Source organism: Methylotenera versatilis 79 (assembly GCF_000384375.1).
Taxonomy (GTDB): Bacteria; Pseudomonadota; Gammaproteobacteria; order Burkholderiales; family Methylophilaceae; genus Methylotenera_A; species Methylotenera_A versatilis_B.
This window is the reverse complement of record NZ_ARVX01000001.1, coordinates 2,357,509-2,376,084: the sequence shown is the minus strand read 5'-3', so window position 1 is coordinate 2,376,084 and position 18,576 is coordinate 2,357,509. Positions and strand designations below refer to the sequence as shown.

At 42.3% G+C, this 18,576-nt stretch carries 18 protein-coding genes; all 18 read left to right on the top strand.

The genetic code is table 11. The annotated features are described in order from the left end of the window. Window positions 1-93 precede the first annotated feature (93 nt). Window positions 94-1,290, top strand: a complete 1,197-nt coding sequence (locus METVE_RS0111475) for an aspartate aminotransferase family protein (RefSeq protein WP_020168630.1) — start codon at window positions 94-96, stop codon at window positions 1,288-1,290. Between the two features lie 70 nt (window positions 1,291-1,360). Continuing rightward, window positions 1,361-2,284, top strand: coding sequence for an ornithine carbamoyltransferase (gene argF, locus METVE_RS0111470; RefSeq protein WP_020168629.1), 924 nt, complete (start codon window positions 1,361-1,363; stop codon window positions 2,282-2,284). Continuing rightward, entirely contained in the window at window positions 2,284-2,592 is a 309-nt protein-coding gene (locus tag METVE_RS0111465) for a hypothetical protein (protein ID WP_020168628.1), read from the top strand. The genes argF and METVE_RS0111465 overlap by 1 nt, the downstream gene beginning before the upstream one ends. A gap of 15 nt (window positions 2,593-2,607) precedes the next feature. Further along, the gene (locus METVE_RS0111460; protein ID WP_020168627.1) at window positions 2,608-3,831 is read left to right on the top strand and encodes an argininosuccinate synthase; all 1,224 of its coding nucleotides are present in this window, start codon (window positions 2,608-2,610) and stop codon (window positions 3,829-3,831) included. A gap of 79 nt (window positions 3,832-3,910) precedes the next feature. Then, a complete protein-coding gene (gene ppnP, locus METVE_RS0111455) occupies window positions 3,911-4,222 on the top strand; it encodes a pyrimidine/purine nucleoside phosphorylase (RefSeq protein WP_020168626.1) in 312 nt (103 codons plus the stop codon). A 97-nt stretch (window positions 4,223-4,319) separates the two neighbouring features. Then, window positions 4,320-4,814 (top strand): YajQ family cyclic di-GMP-binding protein, encoded by a 495-nt coding sequence (locus METVE_RS0111450; RefSeq protein WP_020168625.1) that lies wholly within the window; start codon window positions 4,320-4,322, stop codon window positions 4,812-4,814. Window positions 4,815-4,867: 53 nt separating this feature from the next. Then, on the top strand, window positions 4,868-6,280 hold the full coding sequence (gene leuC / locus METVE_RS0111445) for a 3-isopropylmalate dehydratase large subunit (protein WP_020168624.1): 1,413 nt from the start codon (window positions 4,868-4,870) through the stop codon (window positions 6,278-6,280). Window positions 6,281-6,302: 22 nt separating this feature from the next. Continuing rightward, window positions 6,303-6,431 (top strand): entericidin A/B family lipoprotein, encoded by a 129-nt coding sequence (locus METVE_RS0111440; RefSeq protein WP_020168623.1) that lies wholly within the window; start codon window positions 6,303-6,305, stop codon window positions 6,429-6,431. Then, window positions 6,431-7,069: a 3-isopropylmalate dehydratase small subunit gene (leuD, locus tag METVE_RS0111435; protein WP_020168622.1), complete on the top strand. Its 639-nt coding sequence runs from the start codon at window positions 6,431-6,433 to the stop codon at window positions 7,067-7,069. The genes METVE_RS0111440 and leuD overlap by 1 nt, the downstream gene beginning before the upstream one ends. Before the next feature lie 39 nt (window positions 7,070-7,108). Then, entirely contained in the window at window positions 7,109-8,167 is a 1,059-nt protein-coding gene (gene leuB, locus METVE_RS0111430) for a 3-isopropylmalate dehydrogenase (protein ID WP_020168621.1), read from the top strand. Window positions 8,168-8,237: 70 nt separating this feature from the next. Then, on the top strand, window positions 8,238-9,350 hold the full coding sequence (gene asd / locus METVE_RS0111425) for an aspartate-semialdehyde dehydrogenase (protein WP_020168620.1): 1,113 nt from the start codon (window positions 8,238-8,240) through the stop codon (window positions 9,348-9,350). Between the two features lie 197 nt (window positions 9,351-9,547). Then, the gene (locus tag METVE_RS0111420) at window positions 9,548-12,463 is read left to right on the top strand and encodes a FimV/HubP family polar landmark protein (RefSeq protein WP_232415330.1); all 2,916 of its coding nucleotides are present in this window, start codon (window positions 9,548-9,550) and stop codon (window positions 12,461-12,463) included. Between the two features lie 201 nt (window positions 12,464-12,664). Continuing rightward, a complete protein-coding gene (gene truA / locus METVE_RS0111415; protein ID WP_020168618.1) occupies window positions 12,665-13,447 on the top strand; it encodes a tRNA pseudouridine(38-40) synthase TruA in 783 nt (260 codons plus the stop codon). A 66-nt stretch (window positions 13,448-13,513) separates the two neighbouring features. Next, entirely contained in the window at window positions 13,514-14,152 is a 639-nt protein-coding gene (locus tag METVE_RS0111410; RefSeq protein WP_020168617.1) for a phosphoribosylanthranilate isomerase, read from the top strand. A 15-nt stretch (window positions 14,153-14,167) separates the two neighbouring features. After that, on the top strand, window positions 14,168-15,370 hold the full coding sequence (trpB, locus tag METVE_RS0111405) for a tryptophan synthase subunit beta (protein ID WP_020168616.1): 1,203 nt from the start codon (window positions 14,168-14,170) through the stop codon (window positions 15,368-15,370). Between the two features lie 154 nt (window positions 15,371-15,524). Next, window positions 15,525-16,322 carry a tryptophan synthase subunit alpha gene (gene trpA / locus METVE_RS0111400; RefSeq protein ID WP_020168615.1) on the top strand — a complete coding sequence of 266 codons (798 nt, stop codon included), beginning with the start codon at window positions 15,525-15,527 and terminating at the stop codon, window positions 16,320-16,322. A gap of 10 nt (window positions 16,323-16,332) precedes the next feature. Beyond that, entirely contained in the window at window positions 16,333-17,211 is an 879-nt protein-coding gene (accD, locus tag METVE_RS0111395) for an acetyl-CoA carboxylase, carboxyltransferase subunit beta (protein WP_020168614.1), read from the top strand. A gap of 63 nt (window positions 17,212-17,274) precedes the next feature. Then, the gene (gene folC, locus METVE_RS0111390) at window positions 17,275-18,567 is read left to right on the top strand and encodes a bifunctional tetrahydrofolate synthase/dihydrofolate synthase (protein ID WP_020168613.1); all 1,293 of its coding nucleotides are present in this window, start codon (window positions 17,275-17,277) and stop codon (window positions 18,565-18,567) included. Window positions 18,568-18,576: the final 9 nt, after the last annotated feature.

The window sequence follows — 18,576 nt, the reverse complement described above, 5'->3', positions numbered from 1 at the left end:
GTTTTGTTTTTCGGTTTTGTAACGTGTTTTACACGTAGTTAACCTGTATATTTATCTAATTTTTTATACATTTTTTTAGAGTAGAAATAAACGATGTCAAATTTGACCACTAATAGTCATTTAATGAACACTTACAGTAGACAGCCAGTCACTTTTGTAAAAGGTGAGGGCGTTTGGTTGTGGGACGAACAAGGCAACAAATATTTAGACGCACTTGCAGGCGTGGCGGTAAATGGTCTTGGTCACGCGCACCCAAAATTGGTGAAAGCCATTTCTGAGCAAGCGGCTAAGTTGATTCATGTGTCTAATATTTATCATATTGCCGAGCAAGAAGCTTTAGCTGATAAGTTAGCTGAAATATCCGGCATGGATAAAGTGTTTTTCTGTAACTCAGGTTGCGAGGCGAACGAGGCTAGCATTAAGTTGGCGCGTCTTTATGCACACAACAAAGGTATAGAAAATCCTGAAATCATTGTGATGGAGCGCTCTTTTCACGGCCGTACGATGGCAACGCTTTCTGCTACTGGTAATCGCAAAGCACAGGCGGGATTTGAGCCGCTGGTGTCTGGTTTTATTCGCGTGCCATATGATGATTTAGAAGCGATTAAGCAAATTGCATCGCGTAAAAATAACGTGGTGGCTATTCTGGTTGAGCCGATACAGGGCGAAGGCGGTATTCATATTCCGGCTGATTTGGAAAACTATTTTCAAGGTTTGCGTCGCGTTTGCGATGAAAACGGCTGGTTGCTGATGTTAGATGAAGTGCAAAGCGGCATTGGCCGTACAGGCACTTGGTTTGCCTTTCAGCATACTGGCGTGATGCCAGATGTGATGAGCTTGGCAAAAGGTTTGGGTTCTGGTGTGCCGATTGGCGCCTGCGTTGCAAAAGGGTTAGCGGCGGAGACGTTCACTTACGGCAAACATGGTTCTACATTTGGCGGTAATCCGCTTGCGACGGCTGCTGGATTAACTACTTTGAATGTGATTAAAGACGAAAGTCTGCGTGAAAATTCGCTAAAAATGGGCGATTTGATCGTTGATAAGTTAAAAGCCGAATTAGCCGACACCAAAGGTGTTGCGGTTATTCGTCATGCGGGTTTGATGATTGGTATCGAGTTAGATAAACCGTGTGCTGAAATAGTAAAAATGGCGTTAGACACACATTTGTTGATTAATGTGACGGCTGAAAAAGTGGTGCGTTTGTTACCCCCGTTAATTATTAACGAAGCAGAAGCGACTGAATTAGCAACACGTTTGGCGAAGCTGATTAAACAGTTTCTGAGTCAGTAATCAGGCGTAGCTTGGTTTAGTAAGACTTACGTTGTTCGCATAAAACAAAAAAGAAATTCGAGTTTTAAATATGGCTGAAATTAAACATTTTTTGCAATTCAATGATTTAACTACTGATGAGTTAAATCATATATTTGCGCGCACCAAATGGATCAAGCAGCAGTTTAAAACTTATCAGCAATATTGGCCATTGCAGGATCGCACTTTGGTGATGATTTTTGAAAAAGCCAGTACACGTACGCGTTTATCGTTTGAAGCGGGCATGCATCAATTAGGAGGGGCGGCGATTTATTTAAACACGCGTGACTCACAGTTGGGTCGTGGTGAGCCGGTAGAAGATGCGGCACAAGTGATTTCGCGCATGTCAGACATTGTGATGATACGGACCTTTGAGCAGGATATTATTGAACGCTTTGCCGCTAATTCGCGCGTGCCAGTGATTAATGGCTTAACGAATGAATATCATCCTTGCCAGATTTTGGCGGATATTTTTACCTTTATCGAACAAAAAGGCTCGATAAAAGGCAAAACGGTCGCTTGGATCGGTGATAGTAATAATGTCTGCAATACATGGTTGCAAGCGGCAGAGGTGCTGGATTTTAATGTGCATGTTTCTACGCCGCCAGGTTATGAAGTAGAAGTGGAACGCGCTAATTTGTATGGCGACGATCATTTTGAAACGTTTGCGGATCCAATGGAAGCCGCGCGCGGTGCAGATTTAGTGACCACGGATGTATGGACTAGCATGGGTTTTGAGGCCGAAAACGAAGAGCGTATGCGCGACTTTGCCGATTGGCAAGTCGATGCTGACATGATGAAGGTTGCTGCTAAGGATGCGCTATTTATGCATTGTTTGCCTGCACATCGTGGTGAAGAAGTAGCGGCCGAAGTGATCGACGGCGCACAATCGGTTGTATGGGATGAAGCGGAAAATCGTTTGCATGTGCAAAAAGCCTTAATGGAATATTTATTGTTGGGAAAAATAAGCAGTTAATGGTCAACAAAGTAACAGACATCTCGCGCCATATACTGCCAGTGTCTTCTACGATGGTGGGTGTTTGTATGACCGTCATTACCGTGATGCAACTTGTGCCTCAGGGTAAGGTTGCCAGTTGGGCGGATAATTTAATTGCGATTGATGGATTGTTTTTTTTGGCCAGCACCATATTGTCTTACTGGTCGCTGCGCTCTGACAATAACACGGCAAAAGTAGAAACTTTTGCGGATAGATTGTTTTTGTTAGGCATGGTTTTGATGGTGATAGTGAGTTTTTTAGTGGCTTTTGAACTGCTTGTGAATTGAAGGGTTAAGTAAGTAATGAGTAAAGTAAACAAAGTGGTGCTTGCCTATTCTGGTGGCCTAGATACATCGGTTATTTTGAAGTGGTTGCAAGACGAATATAAATGCGAAGTGGTGACTTTCACTGCCGATTTAGGCCAAGGTGAAGAGTTAGAGCCGGCGCGCGCAAAAGCGAAAGCAGCGGGCGTTAAAGAGATTTATATTGATGATGTGCGTGAAGAGTTTGTGCGCGATTTTGTGTTTCCAATGTTCCGCGCCAATACGGTTTATGAAGGTGAGTATTTATTAGGCACTTCAATTGCGCGCCCGTTAATCGCAAAACGTCTAATTGAAATTGCAGCCGAAACCAATGCTGATGCGATTTCGCATGGCGCAACGGGCAAAGGCAATGACCAAGTACGTTTTGAACTTGGTGCATATGCATTGAACCCAAATATTCAAATCATTGCGCCATGGCGTGAGTGGGATTTGTTAAGCCGTGAAAAATTGATGGCGTATGCTGAAAAAAATGGCATTCCAGTTGAGATGAAACATAAGCAAGGCGGCAGTCCGTATAGTATGGATGCTAATTTATTGCACATTTCTTACGAAGGTCGTCACCTAGAAGACCCGGCGGCAGAAGCTGAAGAAACCATGTGGCGTTGGACAGCAAGCCCAGAAAAAGCGCCAGATGCTGCTGAATATTTAGACATTGAATACGTGAATGGCGACCCAGTTTCATTAAACGGTGAGACGATGAAGCCACATGAATTATTGGCGCAATTGAATAAAATTGGCGGTAAGCATGGTATTGGCCGTTTAGATTTGGTGGAAAATCGTTATGTAGGCATGAAATCACGTGGTTGCTATGAAACGCCAGGTGGCACGATTATGCTAAAAGCGCACCGTGCGATTGAATCCATCACATTGGACCGTGAAGTAGCACATTTAAAAGATGATTTAATGCCGCGCTACGCCAGCATGATTTACAACGGTTATTGGTGGAGTCCGGAGCGCATTGCCTTACAAACGTTGATCGATCATACACAAAGCTCAGTTAACGGATGGGTGCGTGTGAAGCTTTATAAAGGTAACGTGATTATTACTGGGCGTGATAGTAAAACCAATTCGCTATTTGATTCAACGATTGCTACTTTTGAAGATGACAAAGGCGCGTATGATCAAAAAGATGCGGGTGGATTTATTAAATTAAACGCGTTAAGAATGCGTATTGCGGCTAATTTAAAGAATAAACAGCGTTAAGTTAACCTAATAAAAAAGCTTAAAATTAAATACGATTAATAATACCAATAACTAAAATACTGAGACTGAGGAGTTAAGAATGGCGCAATTTGACAATGTAAGTGTAAAGAAAAAAGCAAACATATATTTTGATGGTAAATGTGTCAGTCATACCGTGTTGTTTCCTAATGGAACGCGCAGCACGATTGGCGTGATTTTCCCAAGCCTGCTCACTTTCAACACAGCCGCGCCAGAGTTAATGGAAATTAATTTAGGCGTCTGTAAAGTGCGCTTGCAAGGTGAAGAGTCATGGAAAACTTACAGCGCAGGTGAGAAATTTACTGTACCAGGTAATTCCAGTTTTGATATTGAAGTGACTGAAACCTTAGACTACGTCTGCCATTTTGAATAGTTAGTGCTTGGCTCTGCGGCGTTATTTCGTGCTTGTCGTACTGTCTACGCACTCATGCCTTGCATAGCCTGCGCTTAAAGAGTTATAAAGGATTTATATGCCTAGTTTTGATATTAGTTCGGAAGTCGATATGGTTGCCTTAAAAAACGCCATTGATACAGCTGGTAAACAAATTACCAATCGCTACGATTTTAAAGGTACATCTGCCAAGGTTGAATTAAACGAAAAAGACAGCATTATTACTTTGTATGGTGATAATGATTTCCAGTTAGATCAGATCAAAGATATCTTGTTGCCAGGCATGGAAAAAAAAGAGCCAGATTCTACTAAGCGCTTGGAACACAAAGATGTGCAAAAAGTAGGCGGCAATAAAGTCAAACAAGAGCTGAAAATTCGCGCAGGTATTGATAGTGAATTAGCTAAACGCATCGCCAAATTGATTAAAGATTCTGGTTTGAAAGTGCAAGCAAGTATTCAGGGTGATGAAGTGCGTGTGAACGGCGCGAAACGCGATTTACTGCAAGAAGCCATCGCATTTTGTAAAAAAAACGTAACCGATTTTCCGTTGCAGTTTGGTAACTTTCGGGATTAGTAACATTAGGGATTAAAAGTTAACACATTTTAGTGGTTAAGTTAGGTTTATAAATGGTAGCAAAAACGCTTTACGATAAATTATTCGATTCTCACGTGGTGCATGAAGAAAATGGCACCGCGCTGATTTATATCGACCGTCATTTAGTGCACGAAGTCACCAGTCCGCAAGCGTTTGAAGGTCTGAAATTAGCAAATCGTAAAGTATGGCGTGTTAACTCTATTTTAGCTGTACCGGACCATAATGTACCAACGACGGAAAGAAGCTCGGGTGTTGCGGGTATTAGTGATCCAATCTCGCGTTTGCAAGTGCAGACATTAGATGAAAACTGTGCCGAGCATGGCGTGACTGAATTCAAAATGAATGATTTACGCCAAGGTATCGTGCATGTGATTGGACCTGAACAAGGCGCGACATTACCGGGTATGACCGTGGTTTGTGGGGATTCACACACCAGCACGCACGGTGCGTTTGGTGCTCTAGCACACGGTATCGGCACATCTGAAGTCGAGCATGTGATGGCGACCCAATGCTTAGTGCAGAAAAAATCTAAAACTTTACAAGTATTGGTAGAAGGCAAGTTAGGCCATGGCGTAACAGCAAAAGATGTTGCGTTGGCGATTATCGGCAAAATCGGTACAGCGGGCGGAAACGGTTATGCGATTGAATTCGCAGGCTCAGCGATTCGCGGATTAAGCATGGAAGGCCGCATGACTTTGTGCAATATGGCGATTGAAGCAGGAGCACGTGCTGGCATGGTGGCGGTAGATGAGACGACGATTGATTATGTCAAAGGTCGTCCATTTTCACCCAAAGCAGAGCAGTGGGATGCGGCGGTTGCTTATTGGAAAACTTTGCATAGCGATGACGGCGCAAAATTTGATACGGTTGTGATGTTAAGTGCGCAAGATATTCAGCCACAAGTCACTTGGGGAACGTCGCCAGAAATGGTGGTTGGCGTTGATGGCAAAGTGCCAAGTTTAGATATGGCCAAAAATGAAGTGCAACGCAGCGATTGGGAACGTGCTTATGCGTATATGGGTTTAATACCCAACACGCCGATTGATGAAATTAACATTGATAAAGTGTTTATTGGCTCTTGCACCAATTCACGTATTGAAGACTTACGCGCCGCGGCTGCAGTTGCAAAAGGTAAACATATTGCGCCAAATGTGAAGTTAGCATTAGTTGTTCCAGGTTCTGGTTTGGTAAAAGCACAGGCCGAGCTTGAAGGTTTAGACAAGATTTTTACTGACGCAGGTTTTGAGTGGCGTGAACCAGGTTGCTCAATGTGTTTGGCAATGAACGCGGATCGATTAGAGCCTGGTGAACGTTGTGCATCGACCAGTAACCGTAACTTTGAAGGCCGCCAAGGACAAGGTGGGCGCACGCATTTAGTCAGTCCAGAAATGGCAGCTGCAGCTGCAGTTGCTGGTCATTTTGTAGATGTCAGGCAATTTGTCTAGACTTAATATCAGGAGATTAAATATGAATAAATTATTTGTATTGTTGACGCTTTGCTTTGCAGTTGTGTTAACGGGTTGCAACACTTGGCACGGTTTTGGTAAAGATGTGGAAAAGGTGGGTGAGAAAATCAAAAAATCACCTAACAACTAATGCACCCGTTTACCCAATTAAATGGCTTAGTCGCGCCGTTAGACCGCGCAAATGTAGACACGGATGCGATTATTCCAAAGCAGTTTTTAAAGTCAATCAAGCGCTCGGGCTTTGGCCCTAATGCTTTTGATGAGTGGCGTTATCTTGATCATGGTGAGCCTGGAATGGATAATTCCAAGCGTCCGCTGAATCCGGATTTTGTGCTGAATCAAGCTCGGTATCAAGGTGCAAGTGTGCTGCTGACACGTGAGAATTTTGGTTGCGGATCAAGTCGCGAACATGCACCGTGGGCGTTGGAAGACTATGGATTCAAAGTGGTGATTGCATCAAGCTTTGCCGATATTTTCTTTAATAACTGCTTTAAAAATGGCATGTTGCCAATCGTCTTGTCTGCTGAAGCTATAGAAAGCTTATTTAACGAAGTGACGACGACTGAAGGTTATCAATTGAACGTTGATTTGGCTGCGCAAACCGTCACAACGCCAAGTGGACAATTTTACGCTTTTGATGTGGATGCAGTAAGGAAACATAACTTGCTTAACGGCTTGGATGATATTGGTTTAACCATGCAGCAACAGGATAAAATCAAAGCATTCGAAATTCAGCATAAGCAAGCACAGCCATGGTTGTTTAACTAAAAGTTGTTTAATTAAATTTTAAAAGTTAGAAAGTTCTTCATGAAAATCGCAGTATTACCTGGTGATGGTATTGGGCCGGAAATTGTTGCACAAGCCGTTAAAGTACTTAAAGCATTAGATCTAAATTTAGACATGACAGAGGCACCAATTGGTGGCGCAGGTTACGAAGCATCAGGTGATCCATTGCCTGATGCAACTTTAAAATTGGCAAAAAAGTCTGATGCGGTTTTGCTGGGTGCGGTTGGCGATTGGAAATACGATAAATTAGAGCGTCATTTACGCCCAGAACGTGGTTTGTTGCGCATTCGTAAAGAATTGAATTTATTCGCTAATTTGCGTCCCGCGCTGCTTTATCCTGAATTGGCGGATGCTTCTACATTAAAGCCAGAAGTGGTTTCTGGCTTAGACTTGATGATTATTCGCGAACTTACGGGTGATATTTACTTTGGTCAACCACGTGGTATTTCAACCCTAGAAAACGGCGAGCGCGAAGGTATTAATACCATGCGTTATAACGAATCCGAGATTCGTCGCATTGGCCGTGTGGCGTTTGATATTGCCATGAAGCGTAATAAAAAAGTCTGTTCAGTTGATAAGGCTAACGTATTAGAAACCACTGAACTATGGCGCCAAGTCATGATTGAATTAAGTGCTGAATATCCAGAAGTAGAGTTAAGTCATATGTATGTGGATAACGCGGCAATGCAGTTGATTCGCGCGCCAAAACAGTTTGATGTGATGGTGACAGGTAATATTTTCGGCGATATTTTGTCGGATGAAGCTTCTATGTTAACTGGCTCAATCGGTATGTTGCCGTCGGCTTCGCTAGATGCGAATAATAAAGGCATGTACGAGCCTAGTCATGGTTCTGCACCTGATATTGCTGGCAAAGATATTGCGAATCCACTGGCAACGATTTTGTCAGTTGCCATGATGTTACGTTATACCTTTAATGATGAAACTAATGCGCTCAAGATTGAAAGTGCGGTTAAAAAAGCGTTGGCGCAAGGCTATAGAACGGCTGATATTGTGACCGAAGGTTGTAAAAAAGTTGGCTGCAATGCGATGGGCGATGCAGTTGTTGCAGCGCTCAATTAATTTAAATAAAACAGTTAAGTTTCAATAATAATAAAGCCAAGCAGTAGCAAGATTAATTTGGGATAACAAAATGTTAAAAGTTGGATTTGTAGGTTGGCGTGGCATGGTTGGTTCCGTGCTGATGCAACGCATGATGGAAGAAAATGACTTTGCGCTCATTGAGCCACAATTTTTCACGACTTCTCAAATTGGTGGTAAAGCGCCAAATATTGGTAAAGACTCAGCATCATTAAAAGATGCAAAAAATATTGCTGATTTAAAAGTGATGGATGTCATCATTTCTTGTCAAGGCAGTGATTACACCGCTGAAGTCTTTCCAGCATTGCGCTCTGCGGGCTGGAAAGGGCATTGGATTGATGCGGCAAACAAATTGCGCATGGAAAAAGACGCGGTAATTATCTTGGATCCAGTAAATATGGCGCTTATTCAAGATGCCTATTCAAAAGGAAATGTTAACTGGGTGGGCGGAAACTGTACCGTTTCACTCATGTTAATGGCATTGAACGGCTTATTTAAAGCTGATTTGATTGAGTGGGCTACTTCAATGACTTATCAGGCAGCATCGGGTGCCGGCGCCCAAAATATGCGCGAATTACTCAAACAAATGGGTGAGGCGCATCTTGCTGCCAGTGATTTGCTAAAAGATCCAGCATCGGCGATCTTAGATATTGATCGTGAAGTTGCAGGTACTTTGCGTGATGAAAAATTCCCTAAAGCGCATTTTGGAGTACCGCTGGCTGGCAGCTTAATCCCATGGATTGATAAAGATCTAGGCAATGGGCAAAGCAAAGAGGAATGGAAAGGCGGTGTTGAGACAAATAAAATTTTAGGTCGCGAGGCTAATCCTATCCACATTGATGGACTTTGCGTGCGTATTGGCGCGATGCGTTGCCATAGCCAAGCTTTGACTATTAAGCTTAGAAAAGACGTGCCATTAGATGAGATCAACCAAATGCTAGCCGAAGCGAATGAATGGGCAAAAGTCATTCCAAATGAGCGTGAAATCAGCATGCAAGCATTAACTCCTGCAACTGTAACAGGCAAACTTATTACACCAGTAGGACGTCTGCGTAAATTAAATATGGGCAACGATTATTTGTCCGCATTTACTGTGGGCGATCAGTTGCTATGGGGCGCGGCTGAACCATTAAGACGCATGTTGCGCATATTAATCGAACGCTAATTGCTTGTAATGAAAATTAACGTTGATAAAAACCAACAATTAGCACTTACAACCACATAGCTAGCACATATAATGTGTATGATGAGCTTGCAACTCTAACTAATTGATGTTATTTTTGTTATTGCAATATTAAGTAAATATTTAAGGGTGGAATAGTGCACAGCTCAAAACTAAAGAAAATGACAGCTGCTTTATGCATGGCATTAATACCAATTTCAGTATTTGCCGCAGGTTTAGGCAAATTAAATGTGAATTCTGGATTAGGCGAACCACTAAGAGCTGAAATTGAATTGCTGTCAGTTACACCCGATGAATTAAATAGTATTGTCGCTAATATCGCTTCTGAAGAAGCTTATGCAAATCAAGGCATAGAGCGTCCGGCTTCTCACAAGACCATCAAAATTGAAATCGTCAAAAACGCGTCTGGCACTTCTACCTTAAAATTAAAATCGTCACAACCTATTAGTGAGCCATTTTTAGATATGCTCATCCAAGTGGATTGGGCTTCTGGGCGGCTTTTACGTGAATATACCGTATTGCTAGATCCGCCTGGTTATATTGGTGAAGCCGCTGCGGATTCATATAGCCCAGCTACTTCAGGTCAAACGACGCAAGCACCTGTAATTAGGTCAACTAATTCTGCCGCGACAGGTACAGCGACACAAAGTAGAAACTCAAATCGTAATAATCGTGCAAAACCAGTTGCAAATGTAAAGTCTGAAGCTTCAAATGAATCTTCAGGACAAGAGTATGTGACCCAACGTGGGGATTCATTAGCCAAAATCGCGCGTGACATGAAGCCGGAAGGTATTAGTCTTGATCAAATGTTGATTGGCTTATACCAAGCAAATCCTAATGCATTTGATGGTAAAAATATTAACCGCTTAAAAGTAGGAAGAATCATTCGCCAGCCGAGCGAGCAAGAATTAGCTTCTGTCTCACGCCAACAGGCATCAAAAGAAGTGAAAGTGCAGTCCGCAAATTGGAATGCATACCGTAATAAATTAGCGGGAATTGTGGCTGAATCAGAGCCTGGTGACTCTGAAGCAAGTACACAATCGGCTGATGGAAAAATTAAAAGTGCGGCTGAAGATAAGTCGCTACCGGCGCAAGCAGGGCCTAAAGATGTTGTTAAGCTTTCAGCCGGTGAGGCAACTTTAACAAAAAAGGAAGCTGAAGATGTAAAGTTTTTGCAGGCTAAAATTACTGCTTTGCAGGAGGAATCTACCGCACGCGAAAAAAGCGTGAAAGAGGCACAAGATAAAACGGCTGCCTTAGAAAAACAAATAGATGACATGCAAAAGTTACTCGCTTTAAAAAATGGTGCAATGTCAGAAATACAAAAACAGGCGGAGTTACAAGCAGCACAAGATAAAAGTAATGCAGAGCAAGCTAATCCAGTTGTAGCAGAAACACCAGCGCCTGTAGAGGCTGTGCCAGCCGAATCGGTTAATGACAAGCCAGTTAAAGTTGAGCCACCAGTTGTAACTACCGAGGCAAATAAACCTGTAGTAAAAGTTAACCCTGCACCAGTTGTTGCGCTTGAGCCAATTGCCGAGCCAAGCATATTAGACGAGCTAGATTTACCTTTAGTCGGAAGCGTTGCTGGTTTATTAATCTTATTGGGCGGCGGATGGTTGTTTTTACGGAACAAACGTAAGCGCAATTTGGCAGATTTTGAACAAGGCATTATGACTTCAGGTGGTCTTAAAGCCAATACTGTTTTTGGTAATACGTCCGGTTCTAGTGTAGATACTGGTGACACTTCATTCTTGACCGACTTTTCTCAAAGTGCGAATGGCGGCATGATTGACACAAATGATGTTGATCCGATTGCTGAAGCTGAAGTGTATATGGCTTATGGGCGTGATGCACAGGCAGAAGAAATTCTAAAAGATGCGATTTCAAAAGAGCCTAAACGCTATGAGTTGCATCTTAAATTATTGGAAATGTATGCGGCAAACAAAAACGTTTCTGCTTTCGAAACCATAGCAGGTGAGCTTTACACAACACTTGGTGCAGAAGATCCAACATGGGAAAAAGTGTCTGAAATCGGTCAAAAGTTGGAACCAAGTAATCCACTTTATCAAGTCAATACTGCGCATTCAAATGTGAGTGAAAGAGCTTCGAGTGAAAAATTAGATGCTAATGACTTTTCTGATTCTCCAATAGCGAGTGAAACAGATTTAGACTTTTCGTTTGACAACGAGGCATTACTAAAAGACTCAGCAACTTCAAAAGATGCGTTCGACTTTGATTTAGATAGTTTAAATTTAAATTCTGAAAGCCCCTCTAAGCAAGAAAACTTAAGGTCTGCAAATTTAGATGACACCGATACCTTAAATGTTGCCAGTGATTTGGACGCCATTCGTTCAGATGATTTAGCATTTAACACGCTGTCAGATGCAAATGAATCTAAATTAGATATACCGACAATATCTGAAAGCGAAGCTGAAAGAATTTCAAAATTAGTAAAAACTGACGAAGTCTTAGATTTTGATTTTGGGCAGTTATCAAGCAAACTTGAAACAACAGCCGAGACTAAATTGGCAGACTCAGATTCGGCTTTCGGACACACAATGCCAGGTTTGGATATGTCCAGTTTCAATACGCCAAAAGATGAGTTAGATGCAGCGTCTGATTTAGATGAGATTAATGCAAATAAAAATACAAGCGAAATAGAGTTTGTAAATATAAAAGATGCTTCAGAATCAATTGAATTTCCAAAAATTGATGAGCCAGATTTACATGCGTTAAATGTGGATAAAATTGATTTGTTAGATGAAAATGTAGCTGCAGAAACAGACTTTAATTTTGACTTAAGTACCTTGTCACCTGAAGCCGCTAGTTACGTTGACGATGAAGAAGCCACTGTTAATACTTTTGATTTATCAACCATCAATTTAGAAATGGAAGATGCCGTTACTGATAGTGCGGCTGCTTATTCATCTGTTGATGAACCTATTGAGATTGAAACTAAATTGGATTTAGTCGCTGCTTATTTGGATATGGATGACAAAGAGGGTGCTAAAGAATTGTTGGACGAAGTGCTTAAAGAAGGCAGCTTAAATCAACGTAAGCGAGCTGAAGCACTTTTAGCAAAAATTGCTTAATTTTAATCGTTAAGATTTTAATTGTAAGTTAAGCCAATAAAAAGCCGGGTTAGTTGCTCGGCTTTTTTGTTGAGCTTAGCTTTATAGATTCTTAGAATGCGCTAAAATGTTTGAATTTATCTCCATAATGAACATCATTACGCATCCGTCTAATTCCATTAGTTTTGCAATAATCGATATTGTATGAAGGTTTTGGTTTAAATGCGTATTGCCTTAGGTGTGGAATATGATGGTGCGCATTTTTGCGGTTGGCAAAGTCAGCCACAGAAATGCGGCGTACAAGACAGTTTAGAAGAAGCCATTGAGCATATTGCTGAGCAATCTGTGCGTGTACATGCTGCCGGGCGTACGGATACAGGCGTGCATGCGCTGATGCAAGTGGTGCATTTTGAAACAGAAGTGACTCGACCGTTAACTGCTTGGGTACGCGGCGTGAATGCTTTTTTGCCAGCAACGGTGCGTGTTATTTGGGCGCATCATGTGGATGAGGATTTTCACGCACGCTTTTCTGCCACACAGCGACATTACCAATATTTATTGATTAACCAACCTACAGCATCGGCGATTTTTGCAGATAAAGCTGGCTGGTATCATTCGCCGTTAGATGTTGCGGCAATGCAAGCTGCCATTGTTTATTTGCAGGGGGAGCATGATTTTAGTGCTTTTCGTGCCAGTGAATGCCAAGCCAAAACGCCAATCAGAAATTTAACAAAGGCCACAATCGCAACGCATGGCGAATCGATTATATTTAATTTTTCAGCCAATGCTTTTTTGCAGCATCAAGTGCGTAATATGGTTGGTGCGCTTATTTATGTTGGCAACGGAAAATATCCGCCAGAATGGATTAAAAGCTTATTAGCGGAAAAAAATCGGACTTTATCGCCACCTACTTTTTCGCCTAACGGTCTATATTTAACTGGTGTGGTTTATGATGCCAAATATTCTTTACCCAATACGCAACGCCAATTAAACTTTATGTGTTAATTACGCTCTTTTAAGGGCTACAGCAAGGTTATTCAGTTCAAATATTAATCAAAAGAAAGTGTTAAGTTGAGAACAAGAGTCAAAATTTGTGGCATTACTAATGCTGAAGATGCGCGGAGTGCAATCAAATATGGCGCTGATGCGATTGGATTAGTGTTTTATGCGTCCAGTCCGCGTTGTGTCACCATCACTCAAGCGCAACAAATTGTTGCGGCGATTCCGCCTTTTGTCAGTGTTGTTGGTTTGTTCGTCAATGCAACAACAGCCGAAATCGAGGCAGTGTTGTCGCAAGTGCACATCGATATCTTGCAATTTCACGGTGATGAAAATGCCGCGGAATGTGAAAGAATAAAGTTACCTTATCTAAAGGCAATTCGCGTAAAAAATGATACTAATTTGTTACAATACGAAGTTGAGTTTAGCAGCGCAAAAGCCTTATTGCTGGATACTTATTCAGAAGCTGCTTTTGGTGGCACAGGCCATGTATTTGACTGGAAATTGATTCCAGAAAACTTAAAAATGCCAATTATTTTAGCCGGCGGTTTAACTGCTGAAAATGTAGCAGATGCGATTAAGCAAGTGCAGCCTTATGCGGTCGATGTAAGTGGTGGTGTAGAAGTAAGCAAAGGCATAAAAGATGTCTCAAAGATTGCGGATTTTATGCAGGCTGTGAATGTAAGTGGCAAAACAAATGAGGAATTTTAGGTGGGAGTAAATGACATGCAAGTATATGACATGCCTGATGCACGTGGTCATTTTGGTCAATTTGGCGGCACTTTTGTAGCGGAAACATTAATCGAAGCGCTTGAAGAGTTGCGTGTGATGTATGAAAAGTATCGTTTCGATGAGACTTTTTTGGCTGAATATGCCCACGATCTTAAACATTTTGTTGGCCGTCCAAGCCCGATTTATCATGCTAAACGTTGGTCTGACAAAGTAGGTGGTGCGCAAATTTACTTAAAGCGTGAAGACTTGAACCATACTGGCGCCCACAAAGTGAATAACACCGTTGGGCAGGCGTTATTAGCCAAACGCATGGGCAAGCCGCGCGTGATTGCTGAAACCGGTGCCGGGCAACATGGTGTCGCTACTGCTACGATTGCCGCCAGAATGGGCTTGGAATGTGTGGTATACATGGGTTCCGAAGACATCAAACGCCAAGCGCCAAACGTGTATAGAATGAAGCTGCTTGGCGCAACTGTTGTACCAGTTGAAAGTGGCTCAAAAACGTTAAAAGATGCATTGAATGAAGCGATGCGTGATTGGGTAACCAATATTGAAAATACTTTTTATATCATCGGCACAGTTGCTGGCCCACATCCTTACCCGATGATGGTGCGTGATTTTCAAGCGGTGATTGGCGTTGAAGCCAAGCAACAGATGCAGGAAATGGTTGGTCGTCAACCCGATGCGGTGGTGGCTTGCGTTGGCGGTGGCTCTAATGCGATGGGTATATTTTATCCGTATATTGATGTGCCAAATGTGCGCTTGATTGGTGTTGAAGCGGCAGGGCACGGATTAGATTCTGGCATGCACGCAGCGCCGCTTACAACGAATAGCCCAGTGGGTGTCTTACATGGTAACCGTACTTATTTGATGCAGGATGCAGATGGCAATATTGTAGAAACACATTCAGTGTCTGCTGGCTTGGATTACCCAGGCGTTGGACCAGAACACGCGTGGCTAAAAGACATTAAGCGTGCAGAATATGTAGCGATTACCGATGATGAAGCGATGGCAGCTTTTCACAGCTTATGTCGTACAGAAGGTATTATTCCTGCATTAGAATCCAGCCATGCTTTAGCACATGCAGAGAAGATGGCTAAAACCATGCGTAAAGATGAAATTATCTTGGTTAATCTATCTGGTCGTGGTGATAAAGATATTAATACCGTCGCCAAACTAGCCAACATCACTTTGTAAATCGAAAATCCCGTCATCATGCTGTGTTACTTCACAAAAAACCAAAAACTCACATATAAAACATATGCTTCGTTTTTATTTTTTGTTCGCGCCTTGCCTGATTTAGTGCTTTTCAATTTCCAACTCTCTCCGAATCAATTGCCAATTTAAATCTATGTCACGCATTCAAACCGTATTTTCCCATCTAAAAACGATCCATAAAAAGGCGTTAATTCCTTACATTACAGCGGGTGATCCGCACCCAGATCATACCGTTAACTTAATGCATGCAATGGTGTCAAGTGGTGCAGATATGATTGAGTTGGGTGTTCCATTCTCTGACCCAATGGCAGATGGCCCAGTGATCCAGCGCGCGAGTGAGCGTGCATTGGTGCATAAAGTTGGCCTAAATAAAGTGTTAAGTTTAGTAGCAGAGTTTCGGAAAACTGATGACAAAACACCCGTTATATTAATGGGTTATGCCAATCCGATTGAAGCGATGGGTGTTGAGAAGTTTACCCAATCAGCTAAAGCTGCTGGTGTCGATGGCGTGATCACGGTTGATTATCCACCGGAAGAATGCAAAGAATTTATTAGTCAATTGCAAGCAAATGGCATGGATAGTATCTTTTTATTATCGCCAACAACCCATGCGGCACGTGTGGATTTAATTGTAAGTCAAGCTAGCGGTTTCTTGTACTATGTGTCGCTTAAAGGCGTGACAGGATCTGCAAATTTAGATGTAGAGCAAGTAAAAGCGCGTGTTGCAGAGATTAAACAAAAAACCAATTTGCCGATTGGCGTGGGTTTTGGTGTGAAAGATTCTATTACCGCAAAAAATGTAGCTGCGTTTGCAGATGCGGTCGTCGTGGGGAGTCGCATGGTGCAGGTTGTAGAAAATTCGACAGATGATAATTTATTAACAAACGTCAGTAATTTAGTGGCTGAATTGCGTCAAGCAATTGATGCTTAAGGAGTAAAAAATGAGTTGGTTAGAAAAAATTCCGCAAAAAATTCAACGTGTTGTTGGTGTCGTTAATAAGAAAAATGTGCCAGAAGGTTTATGGAGCAAATGTGATTCGTGCCAATCTGTGTTGTATAAAACGGATTTAGAATCGAATTTAGAAGTCTGCCCAAAATGCGCGCACCATAATCGTATTGGTGCACGAGCTAGACTTAACCAACTTTTAGATCCAGATTCTAAAACAGAAAAACGTATTGAAATTGGCGCGAATGTTGAGCCGATTGACCCGTTAAAATTTAAAGATAGCAAAAGCTATGCGGATCGCATGAAATCAGCCCAAAAAGAAGTGGGCGAAAAAGATGCTTTAATCGTTATGCAAGGCAGCATTCATACGGTGCCTGTGGTGGTTGCAGCGTTTGAGTTCAAGTTTATGGGCGGTTCGATGGGTTCTGTGGTTGGCGAGCGATTTGTACGCGGAATTGATGCTGCAATTAAGAATAAAGCTGCTTTTATTTGTATTTCTGCCAGCGGCGGCGCGCGTATGCAAGAAGGTTTGTTATCGCTGATGCAAATGGCCAAAACTAGCGCTGCATTAACTAAGCTTTCACAGGCTGGATTGCCTTACATTTCAGTGTTAACTGACCCAACAATGGGTGGCGTTTCGGCTAGTTTTGCGATGTTAGGCGATGTGATTGTTGCCGAGCCGAACGCGTTAATCGGCTTTGCCGGGCCAAGAGTGATTGAGCAAACTGTGCGTGAAACATTGCCAGAAGGCTTTCAGCGAGCAGAGTTTTTAGTCGAGCATGGTGCTGTAGATTTGATTATTGATCGCCGTGAAATGCGCCAACGATTAGCGAATATTTTATCTGGCTTAATGAAGTTGCCTAAAGCAGCTTAAGTTTTAAGTTGGCTGATTTTAATTATCTTAAATTTTTCTTGAATTGTTAAAGTACGGCCTAACGTGACCAATATCCAATCTAAGCCAACCAATGCAAAACAATGGTTGGCTTACATCGAAGCGCAACATCCCACAGCTATCGCAATGGGCTTAGACAGAGTTGATGTTGTTGCCAAAAATCTACAACTAAAACCAACATTTCCCATCATTACGGTTGCTGGCACCAATGGTAAAGGTTCTACCTGCGCGCTATTAAGCCAAGTTTATATTGAGGCGGGTTACCGCGTCGGTTGTTACACTTCGCCACATTTGATGCGTTACAACGAACGCGTGCGTGTGAATGACCTTGAAATCTCTGATGACGATTTGTGTATTGCTTTTGAAGCTATTGAACAAGCGCGTGGCGATATCGCCTTAACTTATTTTGAAATTGGCACATTAGCGGCTATGTGGCATTTTTGTCAGGCACATTTAGATGTGGTTATCTTAGAAGTGGGTTTGGGCGGCAGGCTAGATGCGGTGAATATTTTTGATCCCCGTTGCAGTATTGTGACAACGATTGACTTGGATCATATGGATTATTTGGGCGATACGCGTGAGAAAATTGGTTTTGAAAAAGCTGGCATTTTTCGCAACGGTGCATTAGCCATTTGTGGCGATGAAAATCCACCGCAAAGCTTGATTGATTACGCTGCAAAAGTGCATGCGCCACTACGTTTAATTAACCGTGATTTTAGTGTAAAAAAAACAACGCAGCATTGGCAATATTTGGCAGAAGGCTTTGAATTAACGCTGCCTAATTTGGGTATGCATGGCGATTTTCAACTGAATAATGCCGCGTGTGTAGTTTGTGCGACGCAATATTTAAATAATGTTTTGCCTGTGTTGCCGACTAATATTCATGCGGCATTTCAATCGGTGACTTTAATCGGTCGTTTTTATCAAATTCAATCGCAACCGACTATTATTGTGGATGTTGCACACAATCCGCACGCAGCCATTTCACTTGCGCATAACTTGCAAATGACACCTTGTGTGGGAAAAACATTCGCGGTATTTGCGATGTTGGCAGACAAAGACATCGATGGTGTTATTAAGGCAGTAGCGCCTAATATTCAGCAGTGGTTTATTGCGGATAATCATAGTCCGCGTGGCGCAAAAGCTTTTGATTTGAATCAAAAGTTAATAAAAAATGACCCGAAATCAGTGGTTAACTCATTTGCGGATGTCTCGTCTGCGCTTATTTCAGCCTGTAAAACCGCGACCAAAAATGATAGAATAATCGTGTTTGGTTCCTTCTATACGGTTGCAGATGCGATGAACACGGTATTGCAAAATAGTACATCAACCCCATAAAAAGTTATT

Coding starts and splice junctions, on each gene's coding strand:
- METVE_RS0111475 (WP_020168630.1), top strand. CDS start 94: ATGTCAAATTTGACCACTAATAGTCATTTAATGAACACTTACAGTAGA.
- argF (WP_020168629.1), top strand. CDS start 1,361: ATGGCTGAAATTAAACATTTTTTGCAATTCAATGATTTAACTACTGAT.
- METVE_RS0111465 (WP_020168628.1), top strand. CDS start 2,284: ATGGTCAACAAAGTAACAGACATCTCGCGCCATATACTGCCAGTGTCT.
- METVE_RS0111460 (WP_020168627.1), top strand. CDS start 2,608: ATGAGTAAAGTAAACAAAGTGGTGCTTGCCTATTCTGGTGGCCTAGAT.
- ppnP (WP_020168626.1), top strand. CDS start 3,911: ATGGCGCAATTTGACAATGTAAGTGTAAAGAAAAAAGCAAACATATAT.
- METVE_RS0111450 (WP_020168625.1), top strand. CDS start 4,320: ATGCCTAGTTTTGATATTAGTTCGGAAGTCGATATGGTTGCCTTAAAA.
- leuC (WP_020168624.1), top strand. CDS start 4,868: ATGGTAGCAAAAACGCTTTACGATAAATTATTCGATTCTCACGTGGTG.
- METVE_RS0111440 (WP_020168623.1), top strand. CDS start 6,303: ATGAATAAATTATTTGTATTGTTGACGCTTTGCTTTGCAGTTGTGTTA.
- leuD (WP_020168622.1), top strand. CDS start 6,431: ATGCACCCGTTTACCCAATTAAATGGCTTAGTCGCGCCGTTAGACCGC.
- leuB (WP_020168621.1), top strand. CDS start 7,109: ATGAAAATCGCAGTATTACCTGGTGATGGTATTGGGCCGGAAATTGTT.
- asd (WP_020168620.1), top strand. CDS start 8,238: ATGTTAAAAGTTGGATTTGTAGGTTGGCGTGGCATGGTTGGTTCCGTG.
- METVE_RS0111420 (WP_232415330.1), top strand. CDS start 9,548: ATGGCATTAATACCAATTTCAGTATTTGCCGCAGGTTTAGGCAAATTA.
- truA (WP_020168618.1), top strand. CDS start 12,665: ATGCGTATTGCCTTAGGTGTGGAATATGATGGTGCGCATTTTTGCGGT.
- trpB (WP_020168616.1), top strand. CDS start 14,168: ATGCAAGTATATGACATGCCTGATGCACGTGGTCATTTTGGTCAATTT.
- trpA (WP_020168615.1), top strand. CDS start 15,525: ATGTCACGCATTCAAACCGTATTTTCCCATCTAAAAACGATCCATAAA.
- accD (WP_020168614.1), top strand. CDS start 16,333: ATGAGTTGGTTAGAAAAAATTCCGCAAAAAATTCAACGTGTTGTTGGT.